27 protein-coding genes are annotated in these 18019 nt (G+C 44.6%); 22 read left to right on the top strand and 5 right to left on the bottom strand.

Features of this window, described 5'->3' with window-relative positions; translation table 11 throughout:
* Positions 1-194 precede the first annotated feature (194 nt).
* The 4 genes from MKY98_RS19590 (at position 195) to crcB (MKY98_RS19575) (ending at position 4845) form a co-directional block, all read left to right on the top strand.
* The gene (locus MKY98_RS19590; protein WP_069012467.1) at positions 195-2336 is read left to right on the top strand and encodes a HelD family protein; all 2142 of its coding nucleotides are present in this window, start codon (positions 195-197) and stop codon (positions 2334-2336) included.
* A gap of 358 nt (positions 2337-2694) precedes the next feature.
* Positions 2695-4005 carry a replication-associated recombination protein A gene (locus MKY98_RS19585; protein WP_029515734.1) on the top strand — a complete coding sequence of 437 codons (1311 nt, stop codon included), beginning with the start codon at positions 2695-2697 and terminating at the stop codon, positions 4003-4005.
* 85 nt (positions 4006-4090) lie between these two features.
* Positions 4091-4492, top strand: coding sequence for a fluoride efflux transporter CrcB (gene crcB / locus MKY98_RS19580; RefSeq protein WP_029515733.1), 402 nt, complete (start codon positions 4091-4093; stop codon positions 4490-4492).
* A complete protein-coding gene (crcB, locus tag MKY98_RS19575; RefSeq protein WP_029515732.1) occupies positions 4489-4845 on the top strand; it encodes a fluoride efflux transporter CrcB in 357 nt (118 codons plus the stop codon). Before crcB (MKY98_RS19580) ends, crcB (MKY98_RS19575) begins: the two co-directional genes overlap by 4 nt.
* Before the next feature lie 114 nt (positions 4846-4959).
* On the opposite strand, the gene MKY98_RS19570 is transcribed toward crcB (MKY98_RS19575), so the two are convergent.
* Entirely contained in the window at positions 4960-5790 is an 831-nt protein-coding gene (locus MKY98_RS19570; protein ID WP_029515731.1) for a PPK2 family polyphosphate kinase, read from the bottom strand.
* Between the two features lie 99 nt (positions 5791-5889).
* Here MKY98_RS19570 and MKY98_RS19565 point away from each other — a divergent pair, with 99 nt between their 5' ends.
* Entirely contained in the window at positions 5890-6354 is a 465-nt protein-coding gene (locus MKY98_RS19565; protein ID WP_069012468.1) for a DinB family protein, read from the top strand.
* A 90-nt stretch (positions 6355-6444) separates the two neighbouring features.
* Here MKY98_RS19565 and mnmA read toward each other — a convergent pair whose 3' ends face one another.
* Positions 6445-7566 (bottom strand): tRNA 2-thiouridine(34) synthase MnmA, encoded by a 1122-nt coding sequence (gene mnmA, locus MKY98_RS19560; protein ID WP_029515730.1) that lies wholly within the window; start codon positions 7564-7566, stop codon positions 6445-6447.
* 304 nt (positions 7567-7870) lie between these two features.
* On the opposite strand from mnmA, the gene cymR reads away from it, so the two are divergent.
* On the top strand, positions 7871-8290 hold the full coding sequence (gene cymR / locus MKY98_RS19555; protein ID WP_013311532.1) for a cysteine metabolism transcriptional regulator CymR: 420 nt from the start codon (positions 7871-7873) through the stop codon (positions 8288-8290).
* Between the two features lie 92 nt (positions 8291-8382).
* On the opposite strand, the gene MKY98_RS19550 is transcribed toward cymR, so the two are convergent.
* The 3 genes from MKY98_RS19550 to MKY98_RS19540 all read right to left on the bottom strand — a co-directional run bounded on the left by MKY98_RS19550 (position 8383) and on the right by MKY98_RS19540 (position 10543).
* Positions 8383-9606 (bottom strand): tyrosine-type recombinase/integrase, encoded by a 1224-nt coding sequence (locus MKY98_RS19550; protein ID WP_341011197.1) that lies wholly within the window; start codon positions 9604-9606, stop codon positions 8383-8385.
* A gap of 88 nt (positions 9607-9694) precedes the next feature.
* Positions 9695-10105, bottom strand: coding sequence for an ImmA/IrrE family metallo-endopeptidase (locus MKY98_RS19545; protein WP_341011195.1), 411 nt, complete (start codon positions 10103-10105; stop codon positions 9695-9697).
* A gap of 9 nt (positions 10106-10114) precedes the next feature.
* On the bottom strand, positions 10115-10543 hold the full coding sequence (locus MKY98_RS19540; protein ID WP_341011193.1) for a helix-turn-helix domain-containing protein: 429 nt from the start codon (positions 10541-10543) through the stop codon (positions 10115-10117).
* A 191-nt stretch (positions 10544-10734) separates the two neighbouring features.
* Between MKY98_RS19540 and MKY98_RS19535 the strand changes: the two genes are divergently transcribed.
* The 16 genes from MKY98_RS19535 (at position 10735) to MKY98_RS19460 (ending at position 18018) form a co-directional block, all read left to right on the top strand.
* A complete protein-coding gene (locus MKY98_RS19535) occupies positions 10735-10935 on the top strand; it encodes a helix-turn-helix domain-containing protein (RefSeq protein WP_341011191.1) in 201 nt (66 codons plus the stop codon).
* Positions 10936-10980: 45 nt separating this feature from the next.
* Positions 10981-11163 carry a helix-turn-helix domain-containing protein gene (locus MKY98_RS19530; protein WP_341011189.1) on the top strand — a complete coding sequence of 61 codons (183 nt, stop codon included), beginning with the start codon at positions 10981-10983 and terminating at the stop codon, positions 11161-11163.
* Positions 11164-11195: 32 nt separating this feature from the next.
* The gene (locus MKY98_RS19525; protein WP_341011188.1) at positions 11196-11927 is read left to right on the top strand and encodes an ORF6C domain-containing protein; all 732 of its coding nucleotides are present in this window, start codon (positions 11196-11198) and stop codon (positions 11925-11927) included.
* Between the two features lie 26 nt (positions 11928-11953).
* Positions 11954-12109, top strand: coding sequence for a hypothetical protein (locus MKY98_RS19520; protein ID WP_341011186.1), 156 nt, complete (start codon positions 11954-11956; stop codon positions 12107-12109).
* 120 nt (positions 12110-12229) lie between these two features.
* The gene (locus MKY98_RS19515) at positions 12230-12463 is read left to right on the top strand and encodes a hypothetical protein (protein ID WP_341011185.1); all 234 of its coding nucleotides are present in this window, start codon (positions 12230-12232) and stop codon (positions 12461-12463) included.
* Positions 12411-12647, top strand: coding sequence for a hypothetical protein (locus MKY98_RS19510; RefSeq protein ID WP_341011184.1), 237 nt, complete (start codon positions 12411-12413; stop codon positions 12645-12647). Before MKY98_RS19515 ends, MKY98_RS19510 begins: the two co-directional genes overlap by 53 nt.
* A 23-nt stretch (positions 12648-12670) precedes the next feature.
* The gene (locus tag MKY98_RS19505; RefSeq protein ID WP_341011183.1) at positions 12671-13549 is read left to right on the top strand and encodes a hypothetical protein; all 879 of its coding nucleotides are present in this window, start codon (positions 12671-12673) and stop codon (positions 13547-13549) included.
* Positions 13536-14336 (top strand): PD-(D/E)XK nuclease-like domain-containing protein, encoded by an 801-nt coding sequence (locus tag MKY98_RS19500; protein WP_341011181.1) that lies wholly within the window; start codon positions 13536-13538, stop codon positions 14334-14336. The genes MKY98_RS19505 and MKY98_RS19500 overlap by 14 nt, the downstream gene beginning before the upstream one ends.
* Before the next feature lie 13 nt (positions 14337-14349).
* Positions 14350-14775 carry a single-stranded DNA-binding protein gene (gene ssb, locus MKY98_RS19495; protein ID WP_068938635.1) on the top strand — a complete coding sequence of 142 codons (426 nt, stop codon included), beginning with the start codon at positions 14350-14352 and terminating at the stop codon, positions 14773-14775.
* Between the two features lie 18 nt (positions 14776-14793).
* Positions 14794-15129 (top strand): hypothetical protein, encoded by a 336-nt coding sequence (locus tag MKY98_RS19490; protein ID WP_341011179.1) that lies wholly within the window; start codon positions 14794-14796, stop codon positions 15127-15129.
* Positions 15130-15137: 8 nt separating this feature from the next.
* Entirely contained in the window at positions 15138-16112 is a 975-nt protein-coding gene (locus MKY98_RS19485) for a DUF4373 domain-containing protein (protein WP_341011178.1), read from the top strand.
* Between the two features lie 103 nt (positions 16113-16215).
* Positions 16216-16893 carry an ATP-binding protein gene (locus MKY98_RS19480; protein WP_341011177.1) on the top strand — a complete coding sequence of 226 codons (678 nt, stop codon included), beginning with the start codon at positions 16216-16218 and terminating at the stop codon, positions 16891-16893.
* Positions 16894-17069: 176 nt separating this feature from the next.
* Complete coding sequence (locus MKY98_RS19475) at positions 17070-17468, top strand: BC1872 family protein (RefSeq protein WP_341011175.1); 399 nt, start codon at positions 17070-17072, stop codon at positions 17466-17468.
* Positions 17465-17638, top strand: coding sequence for a DUF3797 domain-containing protein (locus MKY98_RS19470; RefSeq protein WP_341011174.1), 174 nt, complete (start codon positions 17465-17467; stop codon positions 17636-17638). The genes MKY98_RS19475 and MKY98_RS19470 overlap by 4 nt, the downstream gene beginning before the upstream one ends.
* Positions 17635-17793 carry a hypothetical protein gene (locus MKY98_RS19465; RefSeq protein WP_341011173.1) on the top strand — a complete coding sequence of 53 codons (159 nt, stop codon included), beginning with the start codon at positions 17635-17637 and terminating at the stop codon, positions 17791-17793. The genes MKY98_RS19470 and MKY98_RS19465 overlap by 4 nt, the downstream gene beginning before the upstream one ends.
* Positions 17794-17826: 33 nt before the next feature.
* The gene (locus tag MKY98_RS19460) at positions 17827-18018 is read left to right on the top strand and encodes a hypothetical protein (RefSeq protein ID WP_341011172.1); all 192 of its coding nucleotides are present in this window, start codon (positions 17827-17829) and stop codon (positions 18016-18018) included.
* Position 18019 lies beyond the last annotated feature (1 nt).

Below are 18019 nucleotides of genomic sequence, written 5' to 3'. Positions count from 1 at the left end.
TCTTCGGATTCAAATCACCCGCTTCGCTGGTGCCGAAAAGCTCCATACTTTTGTGAAAGAGTAGGGAAATAGGGGGATTAGAAATAAGGTTGGATTTTTATGGTTAAATGTGTTACGCTTACTTTCCTTTTTTTGTGTCGGAGCAAGTGGATGATGCAGAAATCGAGACTTGATATTCTTAGGAGGTAACTGAAATGGAGAATGAGTTTCAAAGTGCCTATCAAGAAGAACAGCACAGGCTGTCGCTTGCTATGGAGGAAATTGATCGGAGATTGGAACGGCTTCGCAATACGCCAGTATACACTGGGCATGATTTTACAGAGCAAGTGCTGGAATCTGCACGGGAGGAAAAACGTCAGGCTTTGGCTAAAAGCTCGCAGGAGCCTTATTTTGGGCGTATGGATTTTGACGAGCGTGGCAGAGGGCAGCGGAAGCCGCTTTATATCGGTAAAATTGGAGTAGAGCGTGAAGAAACGTCAGCGTATCCGCTGGTGATTGATTGGCGTGCACCGATTGCCAGCTTATTTTATTCGTTTACAGGTGGTGAAGAAACCGCGTCCTATGAAGCTCCTGAGGGAACTATTGAGGGTTTGGTCTATCTGAAGCGCAACGTTGTCATTCGGAAAAGAATTCTGGAACGGGTAGCCGATACGTATAATCGTGAAAGCGACGAGCCGGCCGTTTCCGATGAGTTTCTCGTTTATCGTTTGGGTGAAAACAAGGATAACCGTTTACGGGATATCGTATCTACCATTCAGGCGGAGCAGGATCAGATCATCCGCGCGGCTAAAAATACTGCCCTCGTTATTCAGGGGGTAGCGGGTAGTGGCAAGACGACGGTAGCGCTGCATCGTCTCGCATTTTTACTGTATCAATACAAGGATCAGGTATCAGCGGACAAAATGGTCATTTTCGCACCAAACCATATGTTTCTCGACTATATTTCAGATGTACTTCCTGAGCTGGGGGTCGGAGATATTCAGCAAAGTACATTTGCAGACTGGGCGCTGGACTTGTTGGGTTTGGATTTACCTTTGGCTGATCCTGCCGAAACATTATCTTATTGGTTTGAGAGTGGCAGTCTGAGAGAGGAATCCATGGATGAGGCGCCGGGAAGATTCAAGGGTTCAGTTCACTTTATGGAGTTACTTCAAGCTTTTGTTGAACGACTGGAGCCCATTTCCGTTCCCGAGGGGGATTTTTCACCATGGGATGGAGCGGTTCTGCCGCGAACTGAGATTTTGAATTGGTTTAATGAGGAGTATAAGCCTTATCCGCTCGCGAAGCGGAAGGAGCGTGTACTGGCAAGAGTGCACCGCTGGATTGAAATGGAGCTGAAAAAGACGCCTTCGGCGGCAGCACTCAAGGAACGCAAAAAAAAGGCAGGGGCACGGGAAAAGGCATATGCTAAAAAATGGCCACAATACGACGCACTGACGCTCTACAAGCAGCTTTTTCAAGCAGCTAAAGGGTTACCCGCAGATACGGCTGCGGAGATGAAGGCTTCTCTGCCGACTGCTATTTTTAAGGCTACACAGTCGGATCTGCGAAAACAGATTATCCGTGAAGAAGATCTGACTGCGTTAGTGTATCTCCACGTGCTGATTCATGAGGTAGAATCATCTCAACGTTTTGACCATGTGGTCATTGATGAAGCGCAGGATTTTTCACCTTTTCATATCGCATTGCTGGATTTGTTCGTCAAAGGACATTCCTTTACTATACTGGGCGATTTATCGCAGGGCATTCATGAATACCGTGGCGTACATGCGTGGGAGGAAATGAGTTCTCTTTTTGCACCGGAACATACCGGGTATTTTGCGCTTACGCGAAGCTATAGATCAACCTTGGAAATTATAGAATTTGCAAACACGATTTTGGAGCAGGGAGTTCGCGGCGGTATTACGGCAGTTCCAGTATTTCGTAGTGGCGATCCGGTGCGCACTATATCTTACGACTCATCGGTGCGTGAGCAGAGTTTGCTCACCGCTCTAAAAGAGCTGTCCTCCAGGGAGTATCGTACTGTATCTGTGCTGACACGCACCTTAAAAGAGGCTGTGGAACTGCATGAGGTTTTCACAAGTGCGGGGATGGATGTGAATTTGATTGACGGTGGTAAAAAGCAATATGAAGGCGGTTTGTCAGTACTGCCTGTATACCTATCCAAAGGTCTGGAGTTCGATGCAGTTATTGTGGCGGATGCCGACCATGAGCATTATGGAGAACGGGCATGGGATGCCAAGCTGCTGTATGTAGGATGTACCCGTGCGCTGCATGAGTTGTGGCTATTGCATGATGGCTCACTTCCTAGTTACGTACAGGCACAGACGAAGTAAACAGAAAAAGCGTTGTAAAGTACCGCCTGAGTTGTTGTATTCCTTTTTGTTTACTGTTTATCTTAGTGATGAAATTATGAAATCATGCCAGTCGAAGAACAGCCACGAAATCATCTTTCGTCTAAGGCTGTTCTTTCTTTTTTATGGGCGACTGACTTGAAGACCTACAGCTGTGCCATGACCATGCTATCTGCAACTTGTTAACGGATATGGTAGAATAAGAGTCGGTTTACACCGTATCAGAATTATAGATGACTTGAATTTTCATGTTTTTCAACCGTATGAGCGAACCTAAATATAGTATGTTTTCAAAGATAAAAGAAAGTGTTCGTTCATAAATCATAAGGAAGTGAAAGAAATGGACTTATTTTCATATTCCCAAGAGTCAACGCCAAGCAATCGGTTGCTTGCGGATCGCTTGCGTCCGACTTCACTGGATGAATATATTGGACAGGAGCATGTTGTGGGTCCAGGTAAGCTGCTGCGAAGAGCCATAGAGGCAGATCAGGTTTCTTCAATTTTGTTGTACGGACCACCGGGATGCGGCAAAACAACGCTGGCACATATCATCTCGCAACACACGCAAGGCGATTTTGTACGTCTGAATGCTGTAGAAGCATCTGTGAAAGACGTAAGAGAAGTCATTGATCTTGCACAGACGAATAAATCGATGTATGGCAAAAAAACCATTCTGTTTCTCGATGAGGTACATCGTTTTAACAGTTCACGTCAGGATGCACTGCTGCCTGCGGTGGAAAAGGGCACGATCGTGTTTATTGGCGCCACGACTGAAAATCCCTTTCACTACGTCAACGGCGCTTTAATGAGCCGTTCTACGTTGTTCCAGCTTGAAGCGCTAACGCAGGAACATTCGCTGGCTGCTATGCGCCGCGCCTTAAGCGATGCGGACAAAGGGCTTGGCTACATGCAGCTCCAGGTCGATGAAGCTGCACTGGCTCACATCGCTTCCATGGCGAACGGCGATATCCGCCGCGCTTTAAACGCGCTGGAACTGGCGGCGCTCACAACGCCTCCGCTGGCAGACGGCACGATTCACGTGACACTGGAAGTCGCTGAGGAATCCATTCGCCGCCCGATTGTCAAAGCAGATGAATCCACGCAGTATGATGTGTTGTCGGCCTTCCACAAAAGCATTCGCGGCTCCAGCGATGCCGCGCTGTTCTGGTTCCTGTACGCCGTAGAAAAACTCGGTATGGACCCGATGACCTTTATCCGCCGCCTCATCGCGGCAAGCAGCGAGGACATTGGTCTGGCGAACCCGCAGGCAATGGTGCAAGCGGTGAGTGCGCTTGAAGCCTATCGCAATAACGGCTGGCCCGAGGCCAAGCTGAACATTGCACAGGCTATTTTGTTCGCTGTGGAAAGCCCCAAATCGAATGCTGTATATACGGCGATTTCACGGGCCATGTTGGCTATGGACGATATCAAATCGGCTGAGGTGCCACTCCATTTGCGTGACGCACACTACAAAGGCTCGGAAAAGCTCGGTCATGTAGGCTACCAATATCCACATAATTATCCGAATCATTATGTGAAGCAGCAATATTTGCCCGATGCGATAGCAGACCAAACCTTCTATCAGGCTACTGAGCAGGGGAATGAGTCAAAAATCAGGCAAAACCAGCGCTGGCGGGATTCACAGTCTTAATATATGTGCGACTTAATATACAGAGTGTGTACGATATCGTCACGTTACGCCATGATCGTGCAAGTGCGAAGAAGGGGATAAAAAAATGAAAGACATGTTATTCGTTGCCGCGGGCGGAGCGCTTGGAACCTCTACCCGTTATGGCCTGCAATCGCTGCTGCCTGCGGCGGGTGCGGATTTTCCACTTGGTGTGCTGCTAATTAATTGGATCGGCTGCCTGTTTCTTGGTTGGTTCTTTACGGTAACCTTGCGATCATGGCGGATCAAGCCGCGATTGCGACTTGCCATCGGAACAGGCTTTACAGGGGGCTTTACCACCTTTTCCACTTTTGCAGTGGATGCTGTACGCCTCACAGTTCACGATCGTATGCTGACGGCTGTGTTGTACCTCCTGCTAAGCGTAGGCGGAGGGCTATTTTTGACATGGACAGGTATCCGTCTAGGTACAAAAATGACGCAGGCTGCTCCGAAGGAGGAACGCTTATGATCTGGTGGGCGGCGGCAGGCGGGATTATGGGTACACTGGCGAGATACGGGCTTGGTATGTGGGCCGGCAAGAGGTTGGGTACCGTATTCCCGTGGGGGACGTGGATCATTAACGTCAGCGGTTCATTGCTGCTAGGCTGGCTCTATGGTGAGTTTACGCAACACCAGTTGTCTCCTGCACTCTGGATGCTGTTAGGAACAGGTTTTTGTGGCAGCTACACCACCTTTTCCACATTCGGCTATGAATCTCTTCAACTGATGGAGCGCAAAGAATACCGACGCATGGCTACGTATGTACTTTCCTCTGTCGTGGTAGGAGTTGTAGCTGCGGCTATCGGGTACAGAGTCAGTTAAGCTTTATACATTTTCGAAATAACACGTAAAAATGCAATAAAAAGCTTCCAATCCCGACTCAAGGCATTCTCAGCCGTGATACGGTTTTGGAAGCTTAGTGCTGTACCTATACAGCTATTTTTTATCTCGTTCTTTGTACAATTCAGGTAAAAGGGATTCGAGTTCAGGTCTTGGATCAGGATCAGACAACTTCATTTCCTCCAGCGTTTGGACGGCAATCCGCAGCACAGTATAATCCCTATACCAACGGTTGTCTGAAGGAATGACATACCAAGGAGCTTGTTTGGTTGAGCTTAGCTCTAATACATCCTCATAATACTGGGTATATTGCTTCCAAAATTTCCGTTCCTGCAAATCACTTGGATCGAGTTTCCAGTTTTTGTGAGGCTTTTCAATTCGGTCGATCAGCTTTTCTAACTGAAATTGCTTTGAAATATGTAAAAAGATTTTAACCACCTTTACACCATTATCCAGCAACAACTGTTCAAAATGCTTGATATGCTTAATATTCCGTTTGGCCTGCTTATCGGATATCTGTCCGTGAACACGTGTAATTAGCACATCTTCATAATAAGAACGGTTAAATGCTGCAATATATCCACGTCCTGGGGTAACGCTATGAGCACGCCACAAGAAATCATGACTTAATTCCTCAGCCGTAGGCGATTTGAAGCTGTGGACCGTCACCCCCGCCGGATTCAGATTAGAAAATACCTGTTTGATGACGCCATCTTTGCCGCTGCAATCCATGCCCTGAAATATAAACAAAACGGATTGTTTTTTCTCTGTAAATAATTTGCTTTGTAATTCCGTGAAGCGTTCCTTCAATTGATCTGTTTCCTGTCGGATTTCTTCTTTATTTTTGATATTATTTGTATCCTTAGGGTCCCATTCTTTCAAAGAAACTTTTTTACCTGGTGTCAGCATTCCTAATGAATCAGACATAAAGGCACGCTCCTTTTCAATTGAAGTATGATCTTGTTTACATCATATACCCAAATGAGGATGTTATCAAAAGTTACTTACCTTAAAGGAGGAATTCAATTGGCGACGATAGCTGAGATTTCTGAAGATTTAGAAAAATGGACTGTATTTCTTACAGCTTTATCTCCATACTCAGATGAGCTACTTCGTAAACCCATAGTGGGTACATGGTCAATACAAGATATGATCAGTCATATTATGGGGTGGGACAAAAGCTTCACTAAGACACTCATACAGATTATCAATGAGGAACAAATTACGCTCCAAGAACATCCTGATGTACAAGCGTTTAACGATTCGTCCGTTGCATTCGGCAGAAATATGAAACCACATGATTTGTTAAATGAAGCTATTGCAGAGCGTAGGCGAATGATTGTGAAGCTCAAGATGGTTTCAGAATCAATGTTTATCCGTCAATTTCCTAATAGCTCATACACCATGGGAAATTTTTTGCAAGAAATGTTTGTCCAGCATGACAGACATCATAAAGAGCAGATTATGAATTCTTTACAAGCCATGAACTAAAATAAACTTTCATAAAAAAAAGTCGCCCCTTCCAAATCTGGAGAGACGACTTTTTTAATTCCTGCTATATCAATGCAAAATGGCTTTCATTTAAACCGTTTCAGGCTGAAGTTTTTCAACCTTATCAATGGTTCCTCCACCCAGACAGCGTTCCCCGTCGTAAAATACAACAGCTTGTCCAGGCGTAATGGCCTTTTGATGTACATCGAATATGACATGCACGGTCCCATCCGCAAGCCATTGTAAAGTTACTTGCTGATCAGGTTGGCGATAACGGAATTTGGCTGTGCAACGGAATTCGCCGGTCGGACGAGTATCTGCGCCTTCAATCCAGTTCACATCTGTTGCAATCAGGCTGGTAGAATACAGGCTGTGGTGACGATCACCCTGTACCACATACAGAATATTCTTCTCCAGATCCTTATCCGCTACGAACCACGGTTCGCCTGAACCTGAGCCGCCAATGCCCAAGCCTTGACGTTGACCCAGTGTATAGTACATCAGACCATCGTGGCGTCCTTTGACTTCACCAGTAGCGATATCCACCATGTCTCCACCTTTTGCAGGTAGATATCCACTCAGAAACTCCTTGAAATTACGCTCGCCGATAAAACATACGCCTGTGCTGTCTTTCTTCTTGGCCGTATACAGTCCCGCAGCTTCCGCAATTTTACGCACTTCTGGTTTCGGCAGATGACCGATAGGGAACATGGTTCGGGATAGCTGCTTTTGGCTTAACGCATTCAGGAAATAAGTTTGATCCTTGTTGCTGTCCACGCCTCGCAGCAAAGTAAAGTGGCCGTCTTCTTCCACAACCCGTGCATAATGTCCAGTAGCAACATAATCTGCTCCCAAATCCAGCGCTTTATTTAGAAACTCGCCGAATTTAATTTCACGGTTACACATGACATCCGGGTTGGGTGTGCGTCCAGCTTTATATTCATCAAGAAAATAAGAGAATACTTTATCGAAGTATTCTTTTTCAAAATTGACGGTATAGTAAGGAATGTCGATCTGTTCGCAGACACGGCGCACATCCTCCGCATCCTCCTCAGCCGTACAACGGCCAAATTCATCCGTGTCATCCCAGTTTTTCATGAAGATGCCGATTACGTCATAGCCCTGCTCCTTCAGCAGCAGCGCAGTAACGGATGAGTCGACGCCACCGGACATCCCGACGACGACACGGGTTTCATGATTGGCTTTAGCCATGGTCATCACCCAATTCTTTCAATATAGTTGTAGAACCCACCTATTGTAACATAAACGATAATAAGATACGATGTTTGGACGATCAAACGACACGGCGAACGATGGAAGAAAGCTACATAAAACGGGCTAAAGCTGTTCCAAATCGCCCGAAAGCAACTTTTTTTAAGATTGTTACCGTAATGTTTCCCTTTACCTGCCCTAATATGTTAACATAAGCTGAGGGTTAGGATCGGAATAGAGAGGTTTACAGCACCAGTTATTCCGCGTGTTTAACGGAATTGTTACTATAAGTGAGGTGGCACAATTGAAAATATCAACGAAAGGCCGTTACGGCCTGACCATTATGATGGAACTTGCAGCCAGGTTTGGCGAAGGTCCAACTTCTTTGAAAAGTATTGCCGAAAAAAATCAGCTGTCAGAGCATTATCTGGAACAGCTCATTGCGCCTTTGCGTAATGCAGGTTTGGTAAAAAGTATCCGTGGTGCTTACGGCGGTTATATTTTGGCGAATGAACCGGCAGGAGTAACAGCGGGAGACATCATTCGTGTACTGGAAGGTCCGATTTCTCCGGTCGATTTCACGGAAGAAGACGATCCGGCAAAACGTCAGCTGTGGCTGCGAATTCGTGACAGCATCGCTGAAGTGTTGGATTCTACTACACTTAAGGACTTGATCACATACCAAGAACATGATGAATTGGATAATTACATGTTCTATATTTAGCCAAGAGCTAGTTATATAGCCAAATTGCCTTATGTGGCAAGGGTTTTCGAGGTTATGGATTCGAGCGAGTTACCCGCAAATTACCCGCATTTCTAATTGTTGATTGCCCATTCAAAATCATCAGCAATCTTGATTTGGCGGTTCTTTGTGACGTGGAGATAGATCAGTTCTGTAACTTTAGAATTGCTCTTGTGCCCGATTCGTGCCTGAATCTCTGGCAGTCCAACTCGCGGATTAGAAGCGAGTAGCGATACATGAGTATGGCGTAAACTATGTGGAGTAAGATTTGTCGGCAACTCAGCTTTCCCAAGAACCTTACGCATATAGTCACCCATTCCTGTAACCTGAACTGGATATCCGGGAAAAGAGGGACACCAGAAAACGAAATTGTCCTTCGTGTTAAATTCCTTGGCAGAAAGGCGCTCATCCTTTTGCCACTCCCGCAGTAATCCTAGAGCTTTGGCTACAGTGTCTCCGAAGCTTACGACACGTTCACTCTGCTCATTCTTGGGAGGTATAAAGGAATACTCGAGAACGCTTGTACCGTAAATCTGTTTGTTTACATCAATTGTTCGGGCGTCAAAATCAATATCGTCCCACTGGAGTCCTGCTGCTTCACTGATTCGTAAGCCTGTGTAAGCTAGTACAATGAAGAAGGCCCACATATTGGTTGTAAGCATGAACCTGGCTAATTGTAGAAATTTTTTCAGTTCGTCCTTCTCAAGAAATTTGGGAAGGACTTGTCTTTTTTCTCCGATTTTCCGCGCTGTTTTTTTCTCCTTCGGTATAACTGCATCAACAGTCGGATCGAATTCGATTAAGCCATTACGTTTAGCATGTTCATACATGAGAGAAGCTACTGTGTGGACTGTGGTTACAGTACTGCGTTTTTTTCCTTCTTCCTTCAGCTTGTAAAGGAAATCCTGATATTGACTCGCAGTCACATCTGCGAGCGCAAAACCACCAAATTGTTTCAACAGAACCCTAAGTCCATACTCACGATTTTTGACCGTGTTGCCAGCTGGTTCTCGCTCCATGATGTATGCTTTGAGCCATGTCTGACTCCAAGTCCTTACTGTTAAGTCGTCTGTGTATTTCAACTTTTTCTGTATCTTTTTCGCCTCGATCAATATCCCAAAGTCAACCGCCTCCTGAATAGTGTCAAACCTTGGCGACTCCGTCTCTTTGCTGCTTTTCTTTTCCTCTCCATCAATGAATTTGGTAGTAGGAATGTAGTAGCGATAAGAATACTTGCCATCACGTTCTCTGACATTTGGGGGTAACTTCCTCTTGGTGGAATTATCCTTTTTTTTCACATCTATAACTCCTTTCTTTTGGAAATATAAGAACTTGTGTTCTGTTCTTGGATATATTTAAACAGCCTTGCAGCTGGAAAGCACAAAGTTATATGTGAAAATTATGAAGTTGTTCTGGGATGCCGCAACGCAATAGATAAGCTTCTTGCGTTTCCCACGGCTCCCGTTCCACGGAATATGTCAGTAGTTTTACAGCAAAAAAGTTGGCCTGCCGTTCGTATTTCCCAACTGCAAAAAAAGTGTGCTCATCTAGCCAGAATTGGCTTAAACCTGAGTGTAGACGGTCGTGTCCAAGCTCGTGAGCACATACTACACGCTGCCATTCATCAGACAGACCATTATGGATACAGATAAATCGCCTTCGCAATTTACGATAATACAGACCCCGAGTCCCTTCATCGAATTCTACATGGCGGACTAATATATTAAGCCCCTTGGCAATGACAAAAGGGTCGTTTGTTTTGAATCGTCTAACCAACTTGTAAATAATGTCGTCCAAAACAGTCACCTACTCTTTGTTGTCCTTCGAGGCACCTTTCTTCTTTTTTCCATAAGTCTTTTTATTCAGTTCCTTGGCTTCCCAAAAGAGCCCAGTAAGCATATCCATGACTCTCTGGCGCTTCTCTCCCTCAATTGGAACACCGTCAAACATAATTGGTTGGTCTTCCTCAAGCATCTGCTTAAAGTCAGCTATGTCCTTGGATGTCGCCCATTCAGGGATAATCTGCGTATCTTCACCTTCATCATCAGTAAAATAATCCAGAGGCTTGTCGAAATAATTAGCTATTAATTTTAAAGAATCTATTTGCGGGTGTTTTGTTTGTCCCGTAAGTATTTTAGTGACACCGGTGTAGGAGACGCCCGTTTCCTTGGCAAGACGGTATTTGGTAATCCCACGTTCATCCATCAATTCCTGGATTTTATCTGCTAACTCCACAACAGCGATGCCTCCTGTATATCTCAATAGTGTTATATCTCTATGAAGTTATAATAAAACACAAAAGGGAGATAAGTCAAGTATTTCGGAGAGAGGGAGAGAAAAAAGGCTATTATATAACCCTATAGGGTTATATCGTCTATTGATTATAATTCTTTGGAGTTATACTATGTATGTAGGAGGTGAACACAATGGGACAAGCAATTGAAGAAAATGTGCAGAGGTTAATTGAAGCAAAAGGTTGGACAATCTACCGTCTCTCTAAAGAGAGTGGGGTTGCAGTATCTGCATTGTACAACATAGGTAGGAAAAAACAAGGTCCTTATGCTGAAACGCTAGTAAAACTCTCTAATGCTCTTGGGTGCACGATTGATGAGTTGGTCAGACACTAAAAATGAGAAATGCAAAATAATCTTGCAACAGGAGGGTTAACCTTGATGACTGTTGATTTAAAACCAACGTTGGATGTTATTGACGCTGCAAAATATCTAAAAGTCAGTAAATACACCGTTATCAATCGTATCAAACAAGGTCAGTTAAAAGCCTATAAACAAGGGCGTGGCTGGAGGATTAAAAGAGAATGGCTGCTTGATTACGAAAAAGCATTGTTTCCGGCATAAAACCAGGTCAAACCATCGAAAGGAGAAACAGCATGACTCAATTAGTATTCATTGAAAATGGACGAGCCGTAACCGACAGTTTGACTGTTGCTCACGAATTTGGAAAAGAACACAAAAATGTTCTACGTGACATTGAAATTCAACTTCATAAGTTGGCAGAAGCTGATGAACAGGAATGGGGTGTGCTCAACTTTGAGCGTACCCAGTATAAGAACGAGCAAAACGGACAATGGTATCCCAAATTCGATATGACAGAAGATGCTTTTGCTATTGTGGCAATGTCATACACAACCCCGGAAGCAATGAAAATGAAGGTGAAGTTTCTTACTGAGTTTAAACGGATGAAGGAAATGTTGCATAATCCGCCTATACCAGTACTTGATTCCAACACGGCTATTGCTATAGCACTTCGGCAGACTGCTGATGTAATGGACAAGCTTCCGCAGATTGAAAGCCGTATGGATAGGATCGAAAACACCACTACAATCGACTATGCACAACAGCGTGCTCTTAAAAAGGCAGGCAATTCAAGGGTAGTTGGTTTTCTTGGAGGAAAGAAAGCAGCATCTTACAAACACAGCGGTATTCGCTCCAGCGCATACTCAGCATTGTGGAATGATTACCAAGAATACTTTGGTATTAACTCTTATAACAACACATTGAAGAAAGACTGTGAGCGCGGCTTGAAGTATGTAGCAAGTTGGACACCACCGAACAATCTGTTGATAGAGATTGAAGAAACGAATGGTCAGAAGTTGTTTTAATTCCCTATTAAGAAAGGAGAATGATAATGTACGACGTACAACAACGGTTAAACGCGCTTGAAAATATGTACGATACATTAGCAAATAATCCAAGTTGGGTACATCCCGAAGTGTCACAGGAATCTTTTGGGTGGATGCTTAAAGAGATTTTGGACTTACGCGTTGTATTGGGGGTCTCATGATTACTTGCGGATGTGGAGCTGAGGCAAAGTATCTGGTATACGAACATGAGGAACCACATTGTAAGGAATGCATGCTTGACGCTGTGGAATGCAAAAATCAGGTACTGGTGAGGGTGATGGATGATGCATATGCAAACTCGTTGCAAAGGAAGCAATAGCTACTCCGATCTACAGGCGTTATTACAAGTTGGTGGACAAGCCATTGAGCAAGAAAACGGAAGCATTCAATTCAGATTCAATAGTGACATTGCTTATCGGGAGTATCGCCGTATTCGGCGGGAACAGAAGGAGGGAATGAAACGTGAAAACGCCGTTAGAACAAGCAATCCGGGTTCTGGAGGAACTTCAAGCTGATACGGAGATACGTGGTAAATCGCTCAATAACATCGTAGAACCATTGTTGATTTTTCGGGATGGTAAATTGCAATATGTGCTCGAAGCTTTGTATGACGTAAGAAATGGCTTAGAAAGTGAAACGACCCTGGCGGCAACCAGAGTCGAATCGAACGAATTAATAAACATTTCACGGTCACTATAACAAAATTTTAGGAGGATGTAAATATGAGTTTTGACGACCAACAACCAATTGACTATCAAAATTACTTGCCGGAGGCCCCGCCTTCCTTTAGATCGACAACTACAGAAATGGCAGTAACACGCCAAACTGAAGAAGTAAAAGCTGCTATTTTCATGGCTAAACAGTTCCCACGGGATCAGCAGGCATCTTTTAACCGTATCATGCTTTCCTGCCAGCGGAAGAAGCTTGCAGAAGAGGCTGAATATGAATACCCGAAAGGCGGTAGCAAGGTTTCTGGTCCATCTATCCGGCTGGCTGAGGTCTTGGCGCAGTCATGGGGAAACATTGACTATGGGTTGATTGAGCTGGAGCAACGGAACGGCGAGTCTAAGGCTATGGCCTATGCATGGGATATTGAAACGAATACACGGCGCCAGATTGTTTTTACAGTCAAACATGAACGTAAGGCGGGGAGCACCACAAAGCAACTCACTGAAGCACGCGACGTTTACGAGGTTGTAGCAAATATGGGCAGTCGCAGGATGCGCGCTTGCATCCTTGGTGTAATCCCAGGCGATATAGTGGATGCAGCTCTTGCAGAATGCCGCAAGACGCTGGTCAACAGCTACACAGAACCGCTTGCTGACCGTGTAAGGAAAGCATTCCAACAGTTCCAGGAGAAGTACGGAGTTAATAAAGAAATGATTGAAAAGTGCATTGGATGCGCGCAGGATGCGTTCACCGAAAATGACTACCTTCGTATCGGAAACATCTGGAAGTCGCTCAGAGACGGTATGGGCAAACGAGAAGATTATTTTGACTTCGGGACAGTCCATGTTCCTAGCGCTGCTGAAATCGAATTTAAGGCGCAACAGGAAGCGGAAAAAGCAAAGGCGGACGGTGATCCTGATGCTACTGAATGAAGAAAACTATTACTCTCAGGAAGCCAACCTAACCTATTGGAGTAACAGCCAGTATAAAGAGTTCCGAGACTGTGAAGCTCGAGCTATGGCTAGGCTTCAAGGCTGGACGGAACCAGCTACAGATGCGCTTCTAGTCGGCTCCTATGTGCATGCCTATTTTGAGGGACCAGAAGCTTTTCAAAGATTCAAAGATAGTAACCCTGAAATAATTTCCTCTCGTGGTGGGACTAAGGGAAAACTAAAATCGCAGTTCCAATATGCTGACAAAATGATAGAAACCATAGAGAATGATGCGCTTTGTATGTTTGTATTGCAAGGAAAAAAGGAGGTCATAATGACCGCCAGTTTTGCCGGAGCAAATTGGAAAATTAAAATGGATAATTACGCTTTGGAACGCAATCGGTTTTCAGATATTAAAACAGTCCAATCCATCCATAAGGAATCTTGGGATCAGGAAAACGGATATGTATCATTTGTTCAGCAGAATCATTATGTAACTCAAATGGCTCTATACGCTGAGATTGAACGGATTGTACAACAGCGCGATGGATGGATTGAGCCTATTATTGTGGCTGTCTCCAAGCAGGACCCACCAGATAAAGCGGTTATAGGGATTAATGGCTTTGACATAAAACGTGAACTTGAAGGTATAGCGGCGAACATGCCGCACTTGATCGAAGTCAAAGCAGGACTAGTAAAACCAAGCCGTTGCGAACGCTGCCGTTACTGCCGGGAAACGAAACAACTTAACCAAATAATCCACTATTCAGATTTGATTAATAGATAAAGGGGATACCACATTGTTAAATCGAGTTATTTTAATCGGCCGTTTGACCAAAGATCCAGAATTACGATATACACCGGGCGGGGTAGCGACATGCTCGTTCACCCTTGCTGTAGACCGTCCGTTTACCAGTCAAGGAGGCGAACGGGAAGCGGATTTCTTGCCGATCGTAACCTGGCGGCAGCTTGCCGAGACGTGCGCTAATTATCTGAAAAAAGGGCGCTTAACGGCCGTAGAAGGTCGGGTTCAAGTGAGGAACTATGAAAACAATGAGGGGAAACGTGTTTACGTCACTGAAATTGTGGTTGATAACGTCCGGTTCCTTGAATCCAGCAGGAATGATAGTGCTGGTAGACAGCAGGCAGGGACCAAAAACAACAACGATCCATTTTCTGATGATGGCAAACCAATTGATATAGCAGACGGAGATCTTCCTTTTTAGAGATTGGAGGCATGCAGCATGATACAGTACGGATTTCATCCTACTCCTAAACCAGCTAAAAGCAAACGTGTAAAGCTCACTCAGCGTCAAAAGGGAGATATAAGCTACCAGGTAGATAAGCAGCTTAAAGCGCGGTCGCACGGCTTGTGTGAGTTGTGTAACGCCGCTAGAGCAACAGAACGGTCGCATTTGACTGGACGCCCTCACCTGGACGAGAAAACGAAGGTGACTGACCTAATACATTTATGCACCCCTTGTCATGATTGGTTAGATGAGACGCCCGAGGGGATCAGGTCGAGGAATTTTATCGCAAGAGCAATTAATACGGTGTTGGAACACCAGACAACTAAGTAGGTGGTGACATGAAAGAGGCATATTACTTCTCTCATGACAGTAACGCCCGTCACGATCCTAAGATTACCGCCATGCGCGGTGTCTATGGATCGGAAGGGTACGGGTGGTACTGGATTCTAGTAGAAATGATGAGGGAATCTAACGGATACAAATTGGATATGCGTTCGAAATACGCTTACTATGCGTTCGCATCACAAATGCAATGCGATTCTGAAACGGCGTATAAATTCATACAAGACTGCATCACGGAATTTGACCTTTTTGCAGCAGATGCAACGCACTTTTGGAGTGCGTCATTGCTTCGAAGGATGGAGAAAAAAGAAGAAAAATCTGAAAAAGCCAGAAAAGCAGCCGAAGCACGATGGGGGAAAAAAACCGCGCCAGATAAGGGTTCTTCGGAACCGACTGAAAATGATGAATGCGATTTGGATGCGAACGCATATGCGGACGAATCAAAAAACGATGCCTTAAAGGAAAGTAAAGGAAAGGAAAGTAAAAGAAATAAAAATGATTTAAAAGATATGTACTCTGATGAATTTGAATCATTCTGGAATGAATACCCGAGAAAGATTGGAAAGAAAGATTGCTATAAAACATGGCAAAAAATAATCAAGGCCGGAGAAAAGCCAGAAACCATTATTCAATGTGCTATTAATTACCGTGCTGAGTGCTTACAGCTTAAAACGGAAGCCCAGTATATCAAACACCCTAAATCCTTTTTAAACGAGGATAGATACAAAGATTACCTGGAAGGAGGTTCAGCAGTTGGACATCAACAATCTCAACCTTTCAGCGGAGGACAAACAACTCCTTCAAAACATGATGCAAACGGTCAAACACAAGCCAGCCAGGACAGTTGGTCGTTCACCGATAGGGGAAGCGATAAACAAGATCGGCAAGAAAGAGAACGGCGAGGATTATCGGGAGATTCCCACGGATCCACGGGCACCGGTTCGAAGTACGACATCTTTGTTCGCAGATAGCGAGTTTGAGGGCGTGTACTGCTGCATTAAGTGTCGCCAGCAGATTAAACGGAGCTATTTCCCACCTAAGAAACAATGGGGCCTTAATCGAGCGTGTAAATGTGTGCAGGAAGAAAGTGAAAAAGCTCAACTGGAAAGTGACCGAAGGCACCGCAGAGGGCAAATGGAGCGTGTATTTGCAAGAAGCATCATGAACGAGGAACTTAAACGAGCGTCCTTTGACAGTTTCCAGCCACGTACAGGCACAGAACAGGTGCATAGAGCGGCGTTAGACTTTATAGATACCTACGAGACAAGAGAGACCGGATTGTTGTTCTACGGGGACCCTGGGAACGGAAAAAGCCATTTGATGGCGGCTATACACCACGAGCTGAATCGGCAAGGTTATGTTTGCTTGTTTTTGGACGTACCTCAGCTCATGAAACTAGCAAAAACAGCCACTAGATTCGATTCGAAAATAAACTTAACTGACGTAATCAATGGTGCTGTATCGTGCGATTTGTTGACGTTGGATGAATTAGGAGCTGGGGATTTGCTGGCGGATGAATATAAGGACGTGCTATTCCCTATTCTTAACGGCAGACAAGGGAAAAAGACTAATATTACATCCAATCTTGACTTAGACGAATTGGAGCAATGGCTATTTAAAGATAAGTGGGGGAACGTCATTGATAAGAAAGGCCGACTATTTGACCGCATCTTGAAAAGTTTGGATATCTATCACAATAGCGGGACATCAAAACGACGCGAAGACGCTATAAAACGCATGCAGCAAGGCTGACTCCAATAAGAAGGGAAGAAGATACAGATGGGTCATTACACGCTGATAGAGAAATCTACAGGTCGGAAGATGGGATGCGCCTGCGGGAAGCTCCCTGATAAGGTACTGGAGAAGTTAAACGCTCGGATGGAAGAAAGTAACGCAGAAGATTGCGAAGAATGCGAGAGTGATCGGTTATGAATCGTGATGAAGTAATAGCTAAATGGAATAGTATGAGCCCGCGTGGTCGGAATGTATGGATTGCTGTTGAGGTGATGGGCAAAAAGGAAAGCAATATAAATTATGGATGGATAAGTTCGGAAGGCTTCGACCATTATCCAAAAGATTATTCGACGGACATGTCTGCAGCATGGGAAGTGATTCAGAAGATGAAGGGGAAAGGGTTCTCTTTTACTCTCGGTGAAGCATCCGAGAAAAGTGAATCTGTCATTTTAGGGGAAGCGAATTTAGGAGAACAAATGTGTAATTTCCATATCGTAACTAAGAACATATTCATCCATGTGTTTAAAGAAACGATGCCTGAAGCCATCTGTTTAGCAGCTCTAATAGCTCAAGGAGAGGGGATAACAGAGTGAATATTTTAAAATCGCTGGAGTTGACAAGGAAATATGCAATCTGTCCAAAGTGCGGAAATGAAAATGTAGGGAACGGAGAGGGCATCCTGAGAATCGAAGAGGACTCATTTTTTCGGGCTTGCAAATGCGGTTGGTCGGTATCTGTTAAAGGAGAGGGGATAGAGAAATGAAAGTAAAAGAGTTGCTCGAGAAGCTACAGACGATGAATCCTGAAGCGAACATTTCAGTTATAACGCTTGGTAATCGCAATGAGCCTGAATACACATCCGAACCTAAAGTGACGTCGAACAAAAATATGTTTGGTGAAACGGTCTGGATTCAATAATATAGCCCCTAAAGGGCAAGGAGAGGAATAAGGATGATTAGAATATCGGGAATAGCAACTGTGCGTGTGGATTATGAAGTGGAAATCGAATTGACGGAAGATCAATTTTATGAACTAACCGAGAAGAAACAAACCGAACTCCTTGAATCCGCAATTGACTGGCGGGATGCTTTACGGAACGGGCAAACAGACGAAATTGAAGTCCATGACATTGAGGAGGTCTAAA

The sequence above is a fragment of the Paenibacillus sp. FSL M8-0228 genome, from assembly GCF_038007385.1.
GTDB classification, from domain to species: domain Bacteria; phylum Bacillota; class Bacilli; order Paenibacillales; family Paenibacillaceae; genus Paenibacillus; species Paenibacillus polymyxa_D.
Note: the sequence above shows the minus strand (reverse complement) of the source record. Positions and strands in the feature narration are given on the sequence as shown.

What these genes read in the sequence shown, in the direction of transcription:
- MKY98_RS19590 (WP_069012467.1), top strand. Translation starts at nt 195, where the DNA reads ATGGAGAATGAGTTTCAAAGTGCCTATCAAGAAGAACAGCACAGGCTG.
- MKY98_RS19585 (WP_029515734.1), top strand. Translation starts at nt 2,695, where the DNA reads ATGGACTTATTTTCATATTCCCAAGAGTCAACGCCAAGCAATCGGTTG.
- crcB (WP_029515733.1), top strand. Translation starts at nt 4,091, where the DNA reads ATGAAAGACATGTTATTCGTTGCCGCGGGCGGAGCGCTTGGAACCTCT.
- crcB (WP_029515732.1), top strand. Translation starts at nt 4,489, where the DNA reads ATGATCTGGTGGGCGGCGGCAGGCGGGATTATGGGTACACTGGCGAGA.
- MKY98_RS19570 (WP_029515731.1), bottom strand. Translation starts at nt 5,790, where the DNA reads ATGTCTGATTCATTAGGAATGCTGACACCAGGTAAAAAAGTTTCTTTG.
- mnmA (WP_029515730.1), bottom strand. Translation starts at nt 7,566, where the DNA reads ATGGCTAAAGCCAATCATGAAACCCGTGTCGTCGTCGGGATGTCCGGT.
- MKY98_RS19535 (WP_341011191.1), top strand. Translation starts at nt 10,735, where the DNA reads ATGGGACAAGCAATTGAAGAAAATGTGCAGAGGTTAATTGAAGCAAAA.
- MKY98_RS19530 (WP_341011189.1), top strand. Translation starts at nt 10,981, where the DNA reads ATGACTGTTGATTTAAAACCAACGTTGGATGTTATTGACGCTGCAAAA.
- MKY98_RS19525 (WP_341011188.1), top strand. Translation starts at nt 11,196, where the DNA reads ATGACTCAATTAGTATTCATTGAAAATGGACGAGCCGTAACCGACAGT.
- MKY98_RS19520 (WP_341011186.1), top strand. Translation starts at nt 11,954, where the DNA reads ATGTACGACGTACAACAACGGTTAAACGCGCTTGAAAATATGTACGAT.
- MKY98_RS19515 (WP_341011185.1), top strand. Translation starts at nt 12,230, where the DNA reads ATGATGCATATGCAAACTCGTTGCAAAGGAAGCAATAGCTACTCCGAT.
- MKY98_RS19505 (WP_341011183.1), top strand. Translation starts at nt 12,671, where the DNA reads ATGAGTTTTGACGACCAACAACCAATTGACTATCAAAATTACTTGCCG.
- MKY98_RS19500 (WP_341011181.1), top strand. Translation starts at nt 13,536, where the DNA reads ATGCTACTGAATGAAGAAAACTATTACTCTCAGGAAGCCAACCTAACC.
- MKY98_RS19490 (WP_341011179.1), top strand. Translation starts at nt 14,794, where the DNA reads ATGATACAGTACGGATTTCATCCTACTCCTAAACCAGCTAAAAGCAAA.
- MKY98_RS19485 (WP_341011178.1), top strand. Translation starts at nt 15,138, where the DNA reads ATGAAAGAGGCATATTACTTCTCTCATGACAGTAACGCCCGTCACGAT.
- MKY98_RS19475 (WP_341011175.1), top strand. Translation starts at nt 17,070, where the DNA reads ATGAATCGTGATGAAGTAATAGCTAAATGGAATAGTATGAGCCCGCGT.
- MKY98_RS19465 (WP_341011173.1), top strand. Translation starts at nt 17,635, where the DNA reads ATGAAAGTAAAAGAGTTGCTCGAGAAGCTACAGACGATGAATCCTGAA.
- MKY98_RS19460 (WP_341011172.1), top strand. Translation starts at nt 17,827, where the DNA reads ATGATTAGAATATCGGGAATAGCAACTGTGCGTGTGGATTATGAAGTG.